The following is a 14,959-nucleotide window of genomic DNA, read 5'->3' on the forward strand; positions in this document are numbered from 1 at the left end:
TCTTCACTGCGGCTGGGGGTTCTGGGCATCTGGGGTGGTGCTGCGCGCGGCGGCCAGGGCTGCCGCCAGGTCGGGTTGGTGCGCCGCCGCCGGACCGGGGTGGGGCGCTGCCGCCGGACCGGGGTGGTGGTGTACGGGCCGGCCGTGGACGGAGAGCGCGTAGCCCTCGCCGGTCGCGACCGCGTCCACCCAGGCGCTTCCGCGCGGGTGCCCGCACCTGCGGGCGCAGCCGGACCAGTGCACGGGCAGCGCCCCGGCCGCCTCGTGCACCAGCGCCCGCGCGTCGGCGCGCACGTCGGCGAGGGCTTTGGCGCAGCCGGGCCGTCCGGTACAGGCGGTGACGGACTGCCAGGGGCTGTCGGGGTCCAGGACCAGCCCGGCGTCGGCGAGCGGTCCGGCCTGCCGAGGGCGCGGCAGGACGACGGTGCGCCAGGGTGTGATCCGCAGCCCGTCCCCGCCGGCCACCGACAGCAGCAGGCGCCACTGGCGCGAGGTCATCCGGCCGAGCGGCGCCAGTACGCACAGCGCGCGGGCGCCGGCCGGTCCGGGCCGGGGCGGGGCGGCGTACGGCCAGTCCGCCTCGCCCGCATACCGGCCGGCGATCCCGGCGGCGGCCAGTCGTACGGCGAACTCCGTCGCGTGCAGGGCGTGTTCGGGGGGAAGCTCGGTCACCCTCCAGGCGCGGGTGCCGGCCGCCGCGGCGGCGTCGAGGAAGTACGCGGCGGCGAGCAGCGCGGCCCGGGGCGCGTCCTGGGCGGCCACCTCGCAGGCGTCGGCCGCCGCACCGAGCCGGACGAGGGCGCGCCGCGGGGACAGCGCGAGGAGCGTCACGTCGGGGGCGAGCGCGGCGACGTCCCCGCGCCCGTCGTCGAGGGCGAACAGGAAGCGCCCGGAGAGCTCGGCCGCCCGCGCGCTCGCGCACAGCATCCGGTCCAGTGCGCGGACCCGGGCGGACACGTCCGCCCGGCCGCGGCCGTCGAGCCCGCTGAGCGGGCTCGCCACGATGTTGCGCACCCGCTCATGGGTGGGTGCGGGAAGCAGTCCGGCGGCGTCCAGCCGCTCCGCCAGCGCGGCGCCGCATCCGTCCGCGAGTCCGCGCAGTTGCACATTGCCGCGGGAGGTGAATTCGATGTGGCCGTCCCCGAGCAGGTCCGCGGCACCGGCCAGGGCCTCGGCGCCCTCGGAGTCGAGCAGCCCGCCTGGTATCCGGACCCGGGCCAGGAACCCGTCGTCCGCCGCGTGCAGCCGCAGCGCGCCGGGGCAGGCGTCGCCACGGTCCCGTATGACGGGTTCGTCCCGCGATGCGGCGGAGGGGGACTGGGGCATGGCGGCGAGCATACCCACGAATCCGATCGCCCGGCCTGTGTCCGTCACCACCCCGGCACCACCTCGGGCACCACCCCGGCACCACACCCCACCAGCGCCCCACCAGCGCCCCACCGTCCCGGCCGACCCGTCCGTCCGAGTCGGCCCCGCCCGCGTTGGAGGCGCCGCCCCTGCCAACTCCGGCGTTCGAGGCGCGGGCTCCCTCGCACCGCTCCCGCAACGGACCCGCACCCTCCGAGCCGGCCCGCCCCAGCCGGCCCACGCGCCCCCGCGACGGAGCCGCCTGCGCCGCCCGTCCGCCCCGGCCGGGCCGACCCCCACTCCCGGCCAGGGCGAGGGCCACCTAGGATGACCACCGGCGGACCACACGGCCCGCCGTCGCCGAGGACGGCGACATGGGAGGAAGCCCGGTGAGATTCCGGCGCGGTCCCGCCACTGTGAACCCCGCGGAGCGATCGGCGGGGTGAGTCAGGAACTCCCGCTGTCCTCACTGCCCGGGGCGCGGAAACCCCGAGGAAGGCCTGCCGCCGCATGATCCTGCTGCTGTCGACGTCCGACACCGATCTGCTCAGCGCCCGCGCCGCGGACGGCCCCGTCCCGTACCGGTTCGCGAACCCCTCCCGCCTTCCCCTGGACGAGCTTCCCGGCCTCCTCGCCGGCGTGGACCTCGTCGTCGTACGCCTCCTGGGCGGCCTGCGCGCCTGGCAGGACGGCCTCGACGTGCTCCTGGCGCCCGACCAGACCCGCCCGGTCGTGGTCCTCACCGGCGAACAGGCGCCTGACGCCCAGCTGATGGAGGCCTCCACGGTCCCGATCGGCATCGCGGCCGAGGCCCACGGCTACCTCGCGCACGGCGGCCCCGCCAATCTGGAGCAGCTGGCGCGGTTCCTCTCCGACACCGTCCTGCTCACCGGCCACGGCTTCGAGCCGCCCGCCGCCGCCCCCACCTGGGGCCCGCTGGAGCGCACCGCGTCGCGGACGGACGGTCCCCGCATCGCCGTGCTCTACTACCGCGCCCACGAGATGAGCGGCAACACCGCCTTCGTCCACGCCCTGTGCTCGGCCATCGAGGCCCATGACGCGCAGGCGGTCCCGCTGTACGTGTCCTCCCTGCGCACCCCCGAGCCGGAGTTGCTGACGGAGCTGGCGGGCGTCGACGCGATCGTCACCACCGTCCTGGCCGCGGGCGGCACCCGCCCCGCCACCGCTTCAGCCGGCGGGGACGACGAGTCGTGGGACGCGGGCGCGCTCGCCGCGCTGGGGGTGCCGATCCTGCAGGCGCTGTGCCTGACCGGTTCGCGCTCGGCGTGGGAGGAGAGCGACGAGGGGCTGTCCCCGCTCGACGCCGCCACCCAGGTCGCCGTACCGGAGTTCGACGGCCGTCTGATCACCGTCCCGTTCTCCTTCAAGGAGCTCGACGAGGACGGCCTGCCGGCGTACGTGGCGGACCCCGAACGGGCCGCCCGGGTCGCGGGGATCGCCGTACGCCACGCCCGGCTGCGGCACATCGAGCGCCGTGACAAGAAGATCGCGCTGGTCCTCTCCGCGTACCCCACCAAGCACTCCCGCATCGGCAACGCGGTGGGGCTCGACACCCCGGCCAGCGCCGTCGAGCTGCTGCGCACCCTGATCGCCGGCGGCTACGACTTCGGTCCCGTCGAGGAGGTCCCGGGCCTGGTCTCCGGTGACGGCGACGAGCTGATCCGCGCCCTGATCGAGGCCGGCGGCCACGATCAGGACTGGCTTACCGAGGAGCAGCTGGCCCGCAACCCGGTCCGCATTCCGGCCGCCGATTACAAGCGCTGGTACGCCGAGCTGCCCGCCGAGCTGCGCGAGCGGGTCGAGGAGCACTGGGGTCCGGCTCCGGGCGAGATGTTCCTCGACCGCTCCCGCAACCCGGAGGGCGACATCGTCCTGGCGGCCCTGCGCCGCGGCAACCTGCTGATCCTGATCCAGCCCCCGCGCGGTTTCGGCGAGAACCCGATCGCGATCTACCACGATCCCGATCTGCCGCCCTCGCACCACTACCTGGCCGCGTACCGCTGGATCCAGGCGCGCGCCGAGGACGGCGGTTTCGGCGCCGACGCGATGATCCACCTGGGCAAGCACGGCAATCTGGAGTGGCTGCCGGGCAAGAACGCCGGCCTGTCGGCGGCCTGCGGCCCCGACGCCGCCCTCGGTGACCTCCCGCTCATCTACCCCTTCCTCGTCAACGACCCGGGCGAGGGCACCCAGGCCAAGCGGCGCGTGCACGCCACCCTGGTCGACCACCTGGTGCCGCCGATGGCGCGCGCCGAGTCGTACGGGGACATCGCGCGGCTGGAGCAGCACCTCGACGAGTACGCCCAGATCTCCGCGATGGACCCGGCCAAGCTGCCGGCGATCCGCGCGCAGATCTGGACGCTGATCCAGGCGGCGAAGCTCGATCACGACCTGGGGCTCGAAGAGCGCCCGGACGACGACGGCTTCGATGACTTCCTGCTCCATGTCGACGGCTGGCTGTGCGAGATCAAGGACGCCCAGATCCGCGACGGTCTGCACGTCCTGGGCGGGGCGCCGACCGGTCCGGCGCGGGTCAATCTGGTCCTCGCCATCCTGCGGGCCCGGCAGATCTGGGGCGGTACGACGGCCCTGCCCGGCTTGCGCGAGGCGCTGGGCCTGGACGAGTCGGCCGCGACGCGGACCTCGGCCGACGCCGTGGAGGAAGAGGCCCGCACGCTGGTGCAGGCGATGGAGGACGCGGCCTGGGACCCGGCGGCGGTCGCCGCCGTCGCCTCCGGGTACTCGGCGGACGTGGCGGCCGTACTGGACTTCGCGGCGCGCGAGGTGGCGCCGCGCCTGGCGGGCACGGTGGACGAGATCGCCCACGTGGTCAGCGCGCTGGACGGCTGCTTCGTGCCGGCGGGCCCGTCCGGTTCGCCGCTGCGCGGTTTGGTCAACGTGCTGCCGACGGGCCGCAACTTCTACTCCGTGGACCCGAAGGCTGTCCCCTCCCGCCTCGCGTGGGAGACGGGCCAGGCGCTCGCCGAGTCCCTTCTGAACCGCTACCGCACCGACAACGGCGAATGGCCCGCGTCGGTCGGCCTGTCCCTGTGGGGCACGAGCGCGATGCGCACCTCGGGCGACGACGTGGCCGAAGCCCTGTCGCTGCTGGGCGTGCGCCCGGTCTGGGACGAGGCCTCGCGCCGCGTGACCGGTCTCGAAGCGATCCCGCTCGCCGAACTGGGCCGGCCCCGCGTCGATGTGACCCTGCGCATCTCGGGCTTCTTCCGGGACGCCTTCCCGCACGTGATCGGCCTCCTGGACGACGCGGTGCGGCTCGTGGCGGGCCTGGACGAGCCGGCCGAGGACAACTTCGTCCGCGCCCACGCCCAGGCGGACCTGGCCGAGCACGGTGACGAGCGCCGCGCGACGACACGTATCTTCGGCTCGCGCCCCGGCACGTACGGCGCGGGCATCCTCCAGCTGATCGACTCCCGGGACTGGCGTACGGACGCCGACCTCGCGGAGGTCTACACGGTCTGGGGCGGGTACGCGTACGGCCGCGGCCTGGAAGGCCGCCCCGCCCGGGCGGAGATGGAGAGCGCCTACAAGCGGATCACCGTCGCCGCCAAGAACACGGACACCCGCGAGCACGACATCGCCGACTCCGACGACTACTTCCAGTACCACGGCGGCATGGTGGCCACGGTCCGCGCCCTGCGCGGGACGGCCCCGGAGGCGTACATCGGCGACTCCACCCGCCCGGAGACCGTCAAGACCCGCACCCTCGTGGAGGAGACCAGCCGCGTCTTCCGGGCGCGCGTGGTGAACCCGAAGTGGATCGAGGCGATGCGCCGCCACGGCTACAAGGGCGCCTTCGAGCTGGCGGCGACCGTGGACTACCTCTTCGGTTACGACGCCACGACGGGCGTGGTGGCGGACTGGATGTACGACAAGCTCACGGAGACCTACGTCCTGGACCCGGAGAACCGCGCCTTCCTGGAGGAGGCCAACCCCTGGGCGCTGCACGGGATCGCGGAGCGCCTGCTGGAAGCGGAGTCCCGCGGCATGTGGGAGAAGCCGGACCCGCGGATCCTGGAATCCCTGCGCCAGGTGTACCTGGACTCGGAAGGCCGGCTGGAGGGCGAAGCGGAGTAGCGGCTCCCAGGGCGCCGGGCGGCCGCCGTACCCGGTGTCAGGCGGGCGCGAGGGCGGAACGGCGACCGCGTCACCTGAAGCGGTGAACTGCCCCTTATCCCAGGGGCGGCACGGGTAGGGCACTGCTGATCTCGTGCGGGGGCCGGGTGGCCCGGCCCCCGCACCTCGGGCGAGAGCGCCGGGACACAGACAGACGAAAGGCCGACCCCGCCGTGACGCAGCCGTTTCAACTGCCGGATTTCTATGTGCCTTATCCGGCGCGACTGAACCCCCACCTGGAGGACGCGAGGGTCCACACCAAGCAGTGGGCGCGGGCCCTCGGCATGCTGGAGGGTTCCGGCGTCTGGGAGGAGAGCGACCTCGACTCGCACGACTACGCGCTGCTGTGCTCCTACACCCACCCCGACTGCGGCACTGAGGCGCTGTCCCTGGTCACCGACTGGTACGTGTGGGTGTTCTTCTTCGACGACCACTTCCTGGAGATGTACAAGCGCTCGCAGGACCGGGACGGCGCCAAGGAGTACCTCGACCGGCTCGCCGCCTTCATGCCGATGGACCTGGCCGACGGCTTCCCGGAGGCCACCAATCCGGTGGAGGCGGGACTCGCGGACCTGTGGGCGCGGACCGTCCCGGCGATGTCCTCGCACTGGCGGGAACGATTCTCCGAGTCCACGAAGAACCTGCTCAACGAGTCGATGTGGGAACTGGCCAACATCAACATCGGACGGGTGGCCAATCCCCTCGAATACATCGAGATGCGCCGCAAGGTGGGCGGCGCCCCCTGGTCGGCCGGCCTCGTCGAGTACGTCTCCGCCGAGGTCCCCGCCCGCGTCGCGCACTCCCGGCCGCTCGGCGTGCTGCGCGACGCCTTCTCCGACGCCGTGCACATCAGGAACGACATCTTCTCCTACGAACGCGAGGTCGCCGACGAGGGCGAGCTGTCCAACGCCATCCTGGTCCTGGAGACCTTCCTCGGCTGCACCACGCAGGAGGCCGCCGAGGCCTCCAACGACCTGCTCACCTCTCGCCTCCAGCAGTTCGAGCAGACCGCGCTCGCGGAACTGCCCCAGCTCTTCGCCGACCACGCGATGAACCCGGAGGAGATCGCGGCCGTCCTGGCCTACGCCAAGGGCCTGCAGGACTGGCAGTCCGGCGGCCACGAGTGGCACATGGTCTCCAGCCGCTACATGAACAAGGAGGCCCGCGCCACGGCGCCGCTCTCCCTGCCCTTCCTCCCCTCGGGGCTCGGCACCACCGCGCTCGACGTCCGCTCCCTGTTCACACCCCGCTCGATGGAGCTGCGCCGGCGCTCCTTCACCCACGTGCCGTTCGAGAAGACCGGCCCCTCCGTCATCCCCGACATCTACATGCCGCACCCCCTGGCCCTGAGCCCGCACTTGGCCCACGCCCGGGAGGAATCGGTGGCCTGGGCCGGGCGGATGGGCATGCTGGAGCCCCAGCCGGGGGATCCAGCCTCGGCGATCTGGACCGAAGGCAAGCTGCGCGGCTTCGACTTCGCGGTGTGCTCGGCCGGCATCGACCCCGATGCCACGCCGGAGCAGCTGGCCCTCAGCGCGTGCTGGCTGACCTGGGGGACGTACGGGGACGACTACTACCCGGTGGCCTTCGCGCACACCAAGAACCTGTCGGCCGCCAAGGCCGCCACCGCGCGCCTGGTGTCCATGATCCCCGTCGACCACGCGGACATGCCCGAGCCGCTGACGGCGATGGAGCGGGGGCTCGGCGATCTGTGGGTGCGCACCAGCCTCGGCATGTCCGCGGAGCAGCGCGCCGAATTCCGGGCGACGCTGGTGGACATGGTGGAGAGCTGGCTGTGGGAGGTGGACAACCAGATCCAGAACCGCATCCCGGACCCGGTGGACTACGCCGAGATGCGCCGCCGCACCTTCGGTTCCCACCTCACCATGTACCTGTGCCGGCTCGGTCACCAGGGCCGGGGCATCCCCGAGGAGATCTACGCGTCGGGCACCATCAGGTCGCTGGAGAACGCCGTCGCGGACGCGGCCAGCCTGCTCAACGACATCTTCTCTTACCAGAAGGAGATCGAGTTCGAGGGCGAGGTGCACAACTACATCCTCGTCACGCGGAACTTCTTCGACATCGGCTACCCGGAGGCGCTGCACATCTGCCACGCGCTGATGACCCAGCGCACCGAGGAGTTCGAGCACATCGTGGCCACGCAGATGCCGCTGCTGTACGACGACTGGAAGCTCGGGGAGGAGGCTCGGACCGCCCTGGACGCCTATGTGGCCGAACTGCAGGACTGGCATGCCGGCATTCTCAACTGGCATGAGAAGATTCGGCGTTACCGGCCGGAGGACTTGCAGCCGGTCCCCGGCGGGCTGAGCGGCGGCGCTTGGCCCCCCGGTTTCGGCATGTCGGCCGCCCGGATCTCGTTGCCCGCCTGATCCCGGTGGTGGGGGCGGTCCGCTCGCCCGCCCCCGCCACCGCACCTCCCGGGCGCGCCGGGACCCGCGTACGGATCAGCGCGCGGCCGGACCGGTCCAGCCGGCCGGGACGTGGCCGAGCCGGATGCGCTGCGGGTGGTCGCCCACGGGGACCGACACCCGTTTGGTTCCGGTGGCGAAGTCGATGGCCGTGACCCGGTCGGCGCCGCTCTCGGAGATCACGCAGCCCTTTCCGTCTCCGTCGACGGTCGCCCAGTACGGCTTGGCGGCGGGCACGAGCGGTCCCTCCGTGAGCGTGGCCCGGTCCACGACGGTCGCGTAGTCGTCCATGGTCCCCGCGACGCACAGCTTGGCCCCGTCGGGGCTCATGGACATGCCGTGGTGGCGGGAGTCGTTGACCCAGGCCGTGCGGGCGGGGTCGGTGGCCGGGTTCTCGGGGAGGGTCTTGACGCGGGTGATGCGGTCGGTGGCCACGTCGTACTCCAGGAAGCCGTGGAAGAAGGACACCTGGAAGTAGAGCTTCGATTCGTCGGGGCTGAAGGACAGCGGCCGCACGGAGTCGGAGAGGTCGGGGCGGCCGAAGGCGTCGAGCCGTTCGCGCATGTCGATGACCCGGACCGTGCGGAAGGTCCGCGCGTCCACCACGGTGATCTTCCGGTCGCCCTTCGTCCAGTCCAGCCAGGGTGCGTCGAGGACGGTGTTCACCTCTCCGATGGAGCTGTTCCACAGGTAGCGGCCGTCGCGGGTGAAGGTGTTCTCGTGCGGCTTGTCGCCGGTGGTGAAGGAACCGGCCTCGGCGCCGGTGGCGATGTCCAGGACGTGCACGGTGTTGGCGGTGGAGGCGGAGACGGCGACCCGGGTGCCGTCCGGGGAGACGGCCATGTGGTCGGAGCGGTAACCGGCTACGGGGAAGCGCCAGTTGATCCGGCCGGTGGTCACGTCGATCGATACGACGTCGGCGAAGCTGGGCCGGGAGACGACGACGGCGGAGCCGTCCGGGGTGGCGTACATATCGTCCACGAACTGGTCGTGGCCCTCGCCCGCGGTGGTGCGGATGCCGAGGAAGTAGGCCAGCTTCACCGGGTTGAGGTGGATCTCCCGCAGCCGCTCCTCCTTGTCGGGGATCACATCGATCCGGCCGACCTTGGCGAGGTCGCCGGTCGAGGCGAGGACATCGGCGGTCCCCTCCCAGTTGTTTCCGACGAACAGCACCTCGCGCAGGCCTCTCTCGGGCCCGGCCGCGGGCGCGAAGGCGGTCAGCAGGGTGGCCGCGGCCAGCGCGCTCAGGGTTCGGAGGGTACGTGACATCCGCTCAACTCCGGTGGGGGGAAGGGATGGAGAGGGTGCCTCCTGTTACCGGCGGGTAAAATAGACGGAACGGCGGAAGGGCGCAACCCCCACGGGGTCACGCCCTTCCGATGTCCGGTTCCGTACCCGGTCCGCATCCGGCCGTCGCTCGGGGCCGATGCCCCGGATCTCAGGTCCGGCCGTCACCCCTTCAAGCGACGGACCCGATCCGGCTGACCGTCGTCTTCGATATGTCGGGGTGGATCGGGATGTGCGCGCCGGTGAGGGCCGCGCCGGTGCCGCCGCGCCGGTTGGCCACGATCTCGGCGGCGATGGACAGCGCGGTCTCCTCCGGGGAGCGGGCGCCGAGGTCCAGGCCGATCGGAGAGCGCAGGCGGGCGAGTTCCAGCTCGGTCACGCCGACCTCGCGCAGCCGCTTGTTGCGGTCCTCGTGGGTCCGGCGGGAGCCCATGGCGCCGACGTAGGCGACGGGAAGTTTCAGGGCCAGTTCGAGGAGCGGTACGTCGAACTTGGCGTCGTGGGTGAGGACGCACAGGACGGTCCGGCCGTCGAGGTCCCCGGCGGAGGACTGTGCCTCCAGGTAGCGGTGCGGCCATTCGACGACGATCTCGTCCGCCTCGGGGAAACGGTTCTTCGTCGCGAACACGGGCCGCGCGTCGCACACCGTCACGCGGTAGCCGAGGAACTTGCCGATCCGCACCAGCGCGGAGGCGAAGTCGATGGCACCGAAGACGATCATGCGCGGCGGCGGGACGCTCGACTCGACCAGGACCTTGAGCGGCTCTCCGCAGAGCCTGCCGTCCGCGCCGATCTCCAGCACTCCGGTCCGGCCCGCGTCGAGCATGGCGCGGGCTTCCCCGGCGACGGTGCGGTCCAGCTCCGGGTGTCCGCCGAGGGAGCTGTCGGCTGCGCCGTCCGGTGCACCCGCGCCGCCGGCGTCCGGCTGCGACCGTACACCGAGAGTGCCCTCGTAGGAGCCGTCCGACCGGATCAGCAGGGCCGCGCCCATCAGCTCGGCGGGGCCTTCCGCGATCCGGGCCAGCGCGGCGGCCTCGCCGCGCGCGGCGGCGGCCAGCCCGGCCGCGAAGACCTCCCGGACGGGAGAGCCCACGGGGACCGGGGTGACCAGGATGTCGATGATTCCGCCGCAGGTCAGGCCGACGGCGAAGGCGTCCTCGTCGCTGTAGCCGAAACGCTCGGTGACGGTTTCCCCGTCCTCCAGCGCCTGCCGGCACAGCTCGTACACGGCGCCCTCCACGCATCCACCGGAGACCGAACCGATGGCCGTGCCCTCGCCGTCGACGGCGAGCGCCGCCCCGGGCTGCCTGGGTGCGCTCCCGCCGACCGCCACGACGGTGGCGACGGCGAAGTCACGTCCCTGCTCGACCCACCGGTTCAGTTCTTCGGCGATGTCCAGCATGGGGGCCTCCTCGGAGGGTTCGGTTCCACTATCGGATGCGTGGAGGGTCAGGTACGGATCACTGCCCGGCCTAGCTGACGCCGAGCCATCCCTCGATGGGGTGGAGCGCGAAGAAGACCAGGAAGATTCCGGCCAGCGCCCACATGAAGGCACCGATCTCGCGCGCCTTGCCCTGCGCCACCTTGATGGCGACGTAGGAGATCACACCGGCGGCGACACCGGCCGTGATCGAGTAGGTGAACGGCATGATCACGACGGTCAGGAAGACCGGGATCGCGGTCGCGCTGTCGGCCCAGTCCACGTGGCGTGCGTTCTGCATCATCATCGCGCCGATGACGACCAGGGCCGCGGAGGCGACCTCACCCGGGACGATCTGCGTGATCGGGGTGAAGAAGAGGCAGGCGGCGAAGAAGAGGCCGGTCACCACGGAGGCGAGGCCTGTGCGGGCACCCTCGCCGACGCCGGTCGCGGACTCGACGAACACGGTCTGTCCGGAGCCGCCCGCCACACCACCGATGGCGCCACCGGCGCCGTCGATGAACAGCGCCTTCGACAGGCCCGGCATGCGGCCCTTGTCGTCGGCGAGCTTGGCCTCGGTGCCGACGCCGATGATGGTGGCCATCGCGTCGAAGAAGCCGGCGAGCACCAGGGTGAAGACGATCATGCCGACCGTCATGTAGCCGACGTCGCCCCAGCCGCCGAAGCTGACGTCACCGAAGAGGGAGAAGTCCGGGAGCGAGATCGCGGAGCCCGCGAGCTCCGGCGAGCCGTTCTTCCACGCCTTCGGGTCGATGTCGATGATGGCGTTGAGGATGGCGGCCAGGATGGTTCCGCCGACGATGCCGATCAGGATCGCGCCGGGGACCTTGCGGGCCTGGAGCATGAAGATGCCGACCAGGGTGACGGCGAAGAGCAGGACGGGCCAGCCGGAGAGCTCACCGGTCGCGCCGAGCTGGACGGGGGGCATGAACTCCCCGCCGTTGCCGACGAAGCCCGCCTTCACGAAGCCGATGAGGGCGACGAAGAGGCCGATGCCCATGGTGATGGCGTGCTTGAGCGCGAGCGGGATCGCGTTCATGATCATCTCTCGGAGGCCGGTGACGACCAGGAGACAGATCACGATGCCGTAGAGCACGCACATGCCCATGGCCTGCGGCCAGGTCATCTGCGGGGCGACCTGCGAGGCCAGCACGCCGGACACGGACAGACCGGCGGCGAGGGCCAGCGGCACCTTGCCGACGAAGCCCATGAGGAGCGTCGTGACGGCTGCGGCGAACGCCGTGGCGGTGATGATCGCCGAGGCGGCCATCGTGGTGCCCTCGACGTCCTTGCCCGACAGGAGCAGGGGGTTGAGCAGGAGGATGTACGCCATGGCCATGAAGGTCGTGATACCGCCACGGACTTCGTTGCCGACGTTGGATCCTCTGTGGGTTATGTGAAAGTACCGGTCGAGCCAAGAACGCCCGGCGGGGTTCAGAGTGCCGTCGCCGGCCTCTTCCGCGGTGGTCTTGGGCTCCACAGACGACTGGGTCATGGTGCCTAACTCCCAAGGTTCAAAGGGGCACCCGCATGGGGATTGGAGACGCGGGATTTGGGATGGTGCTGGGCGGCACGACCCGGGGTGACGGCCCGAGGCGACGCGTTACTGCTGGTGCAGCGTGGGGGGTTTGCTGCGGGTACTGCCTGTGAAGCTGACCGCGAGCGGTGCGGTACTTCGTACTCCGGGCGGTGCGGCTGGAAGTGTGACGTTCCCGTGTCACACCGCCCGGAGAGCTGAGGGTCCGGGGGCCTCGCGGCCCCCGGAGGACGCCGTCCTAGAGGGTGCCGGTGAGGGCTTCCGGACGGATCGGCGTCTTGTTGAGCTCCAGACCGGTCGCCTGCCGGATCGCCGCGAGGACGGCCGGGGTGGACGAGAGGGTCGGGGCCTCGCCCATGCCGCGCAGGCCGTACGGCGCGTTCGGATCGGCGAGTTCCAGGACGTCGACCGGGATGGTCGGGGTGTCGAGGATGGTCGGGATCAGGTAGTCCGTGAAGGAGGGGTTGCGCACCTTCGCGGTCTTCGGGTCCACGATGATCTCTTCCATGATCGCCACGCCGAGGCCCTGGGTGGTGCCACCCTGGATCTGGCCGACGACGGAGAGCATGTTGAGCGCCTTGCCGACGTCCTGGGCGGTCGCCAGCTCGACGACCTTGACCAGGCCGAGCTCGGTGTCCACCTCCACCACCGCGCGGTGTGCGGCGAAGGTGTACTGGACGTGGCCGTTGCCCTGGCCGGTGACCAGGTCGAAGGCGACGGTCGGACGGTGGCGGAACTCCAGCTCCAGGTCGATCGCGTCCTCGCCCTCCAGCACGTCGACCAGGTCCGCGAGGACCTCGCCGCCGTCGGTGACGACCTTGCCGCCTTCGAGCAGCAGCTCGGCGGTCGCCCACGCCGGGTGGTAGGAGCCGTTCTTGCGGCGCCCGATCTCCAGGACCTTCTCGCGGACGGCCTCGCAGGTGTTCTTCACCGCGCCGCCGGTCATGTACGTCTGCCGCGAGGCGGACGTGGAACCGGCGGAGCCGACCTGGGTGTCGGCCGGGTGGATGGTCACCTGCGTGACGCCCAGCTCCGTACGGGCGATCTGCGCGTGGACGGTGACACCGCCCTGGCCGACCTCGGCCATGGCCGTGTGGACCATCGCGACGGGCTCGCCGTTGATGACCTCCAGGCGGACCCGGGCGGTCGAGTAGTCGTCGAAGCCCTCGGAGAAGCCGACGTTCTTGATGCCGACCGCGTAGCCCACGCCGCGGACGACGCCCTCGCCGTGGGTGGTGTTGGAGAGGCCACCGGGCAGTGCGCGGACGTCCGCGCCCTCGCCGGCGCTCTCCCACTGGCGCTCCGGCGGCAGCGGGCGGGCCTTGACCCGGCGCAGCAGCTCGGCGACCGGGGCCGGGGAGTCCACGACCTGGCCGGTGGGCATGATCGTGCCCATCTCCATGGCGTTGAGCTGGCGGAATTCGACCGGGTCCATGCCCAGCTTGGCCGCGAGCTTGTCCATCTGGGCCTCGTAGGCGAAGCAGGCCTGGACCGCGCCGAAGCCGCGCATGGCGCCGCAGGGCGGGTTGTTCGTGTAGAGCGCGATCGCCTCGATGTCGACGTCTTCGATGACGTACGGCCCCACCGAGAGGGAGGACGCGTTGCCGACGACGGCCGGGGAGGCCGAGGCGTAGGCGCCGCCGTCGAGCACGATCTTGCACTTCATGTGCGTGAGCTTGCCGTCCTTGGTGGCGCCGTGCTCGTAGTAGAGCTTCGCCGGGTGACGGTGCACGTGGCCGAAGAAGGACTCGAACCGGTTGTAGACCATCTTGACCGGCTTGCCCGTGGCCAGCGCCAGGAGGCAGGCGTGGATCTGCATCGAGATGTCCTCGCGGCCGCCGAAGGCACCGCCGACGCCGGAGAGCGTCATGCGCACCTTCTCCTCGGGGAGACCGAGGACGGGGGCGATCTGCCTGAGGTCCGAGTGCAGCCACTGGGTGGCGACGTAGAGGTCGACGCCGCCGTCCTCCGACGGGACGGCCAGGCCGGACTCCGGGCCGAGGAAGGCCTGGTCCTGCATGCCGAAGGTGTACTCGCCCTCGACGATGACGTCGGCGCGCTTGCGGGCCTCTTCCACGTTGCCGCGGATGATCGGCTGGCGGTGCACGATGTTCGGGTGCGGGACGTGACCGGAGTGGTGGTCGTCGCGGCCCTCGTGGATCAGCGGCGCGTCGGCGGCGAGGGCGGAGGCCTCGTCCGTGACGAGCGGCAGCTCACGGTAGTCGATCTTGATCTTGGCGGCCGCGCGGCGGGCGGTCTCCGGGTGGTCGGCGGCCACGAGGGCCACCGGCTCGCCGTGGTGGCGTACCCGGCCGTTGGCGAGGACCGGGGTGTCCTGGATCTCCAGGCCGTAGTTCTTCATCTCGGCCGGCAGGTCGCTGTAGGTCAGCACCGAGTAGACGCCGGGCATCGCGAGGGCCTCGGAGATGTCGATGGAGGCGATCTCGGCGTGGGCGACGGTGCTGCGCAGGGTCTGGCCCCACAGCATGTCCTCGTGCCACATGTCCGAGGAGTACGCGAACTCACCGGTGACCTTGAGGGTGCCGTCCGGGCGCAGCGTGGACTCGCCGATGCCGCCCTTGGTGTGCTTCTGCGTGACGTTGGTCGGCGTACCCGCCGGAACGGTGCGCGTGTTCTGAGCCATGGTCAGACCGCCTCTCCCTGACGGGCGGCCGCGAGGCGGACCGCGTCGAGGATCTTCTCGTAGCCCGTGCAGCGGCAGAGGTTGCCGGACAGGGCCTCACGGATGTCCTGGTCGGA

Annotated in this window: 8 protein-coding genes and 1 riboswitch; of the genes, 2 read left to right on the forward strand and 6 right to left on the reverse strand. The window is 71.6% G+C overall.

From position 1 onward, the window contains the following. Positions 1-3: 3 nt before the first annotated feature. On the reverse strand, positions 4-1,326 hold the full coding sequence (locus tag ACWDX7_RS24675; protein WP_451489353.1) for a cobalamin biosynthesis protein CobG: 1,323 nt from the start codon (positions 1,324-1,326) through the stop codon (positions 4-6). A gap of 364 nt (positions 1,327-1,690) precedes the next feature. After that, positions 1,691-1,817: riboswitch (cobalamin riboswitch) on the forward strand. Positions 1,818-1,857: 40 nt separating this feature from the next. On the opposite strand from ACWDX7_RS24675, the gene cobN reads away from it, so the two are divergent. Continuing rightward, positions 1,858-5,466, forward strand: a complete 3,609-nt coding sequence (gene cobN, locus ACWDX7_RS24680) for a cobaltochelatase subunit CobN (RefSeq protein ID WP_451489352.1) — start codon at positions 1,858-1,860, stop codon at positions 5,464-5,466. A 212-nt stretch (positions 5,467-5,678) separates the two neighbouring features. Next, a complete protein-coding gene (locus ACWDX7_RS24685) occupies positions 5,679-7,895 on the forward strand; it encodes a terpene synthase family protein (protein ID WP_451489351.1) in 2,217 nt (738 codons plus the stop codon). 75 nt (positions 7,896-7,970) lie between these two features. Here the strand turns inward: ACWDX7_RS24685 and ACWDX7_RS24690 are convergent, their stop codons facing one another. The 5 genes from ACWDX7_RS24690 to ACWDX7_RS24710 all read right to left on the reverse strand — a co-directional run. Next, positions 7,971-9,203: a YncE family protein gene (locus tag ACWDX7_RS24690; protein ID WP_451489350.1), complete on the reverse strand. Its 1,233-nt coding sequence runs from the start codon at positions 9,201-9,203 to the stop codon at positions 7,971-7,973. 190 nt (positions 9,204-9,393) lie between these two features. Next, positions 9,394-10,623, reverse strand: a complete 1,230-nt coding sequence (locus ACWDX7_RS24695) for an XdhC family protein (protein WP_451489349.1) — start codon at positions 10,621-10,623, stop codon at positions 9,394-9,396. Positions 10,624-10,693: 70 nt separating this feature from the next. Further along, positions 10,694-12,157 (reverse strand): NCS2 family permease, encoded by a 1,464-nt coding sequence (locus tag ACWDX7_RS24700; protein ID WP_451489348.1) that lies wholly within the window; start codon positions 12,155-12,157, stop codon positions 10,694-10,696. A gap of 280 nt (positions 12,158-12,437) precedes the next feature. After that, positions 12,438-14,843, reverse strand: coding sequence for a xanthine dehydrogenase family protein molybdopterin-binding subunit (locus tag ACWDX7_RS24705; protein WP_451489347.1), 2,406 nt, complete (start codon positions 14,841-14,843; stop codon positions 12,438-12,440). A 2-nt stretch (positions 14,844-14,845) separates the two neighbouring features. After that, on the reverse strand, positions 14,846-14,959 hold a 114-nt coding region (locus ACWDX7_RS24710; protein WP_451489503.1), incomplete at its 5' end, for a 2Fe-2S iron-sulfur cluster-binding protein.

The sequence above is a fragment of the Streptomyces sp. NPDC003034 genome (assembly GCF_053591375.1).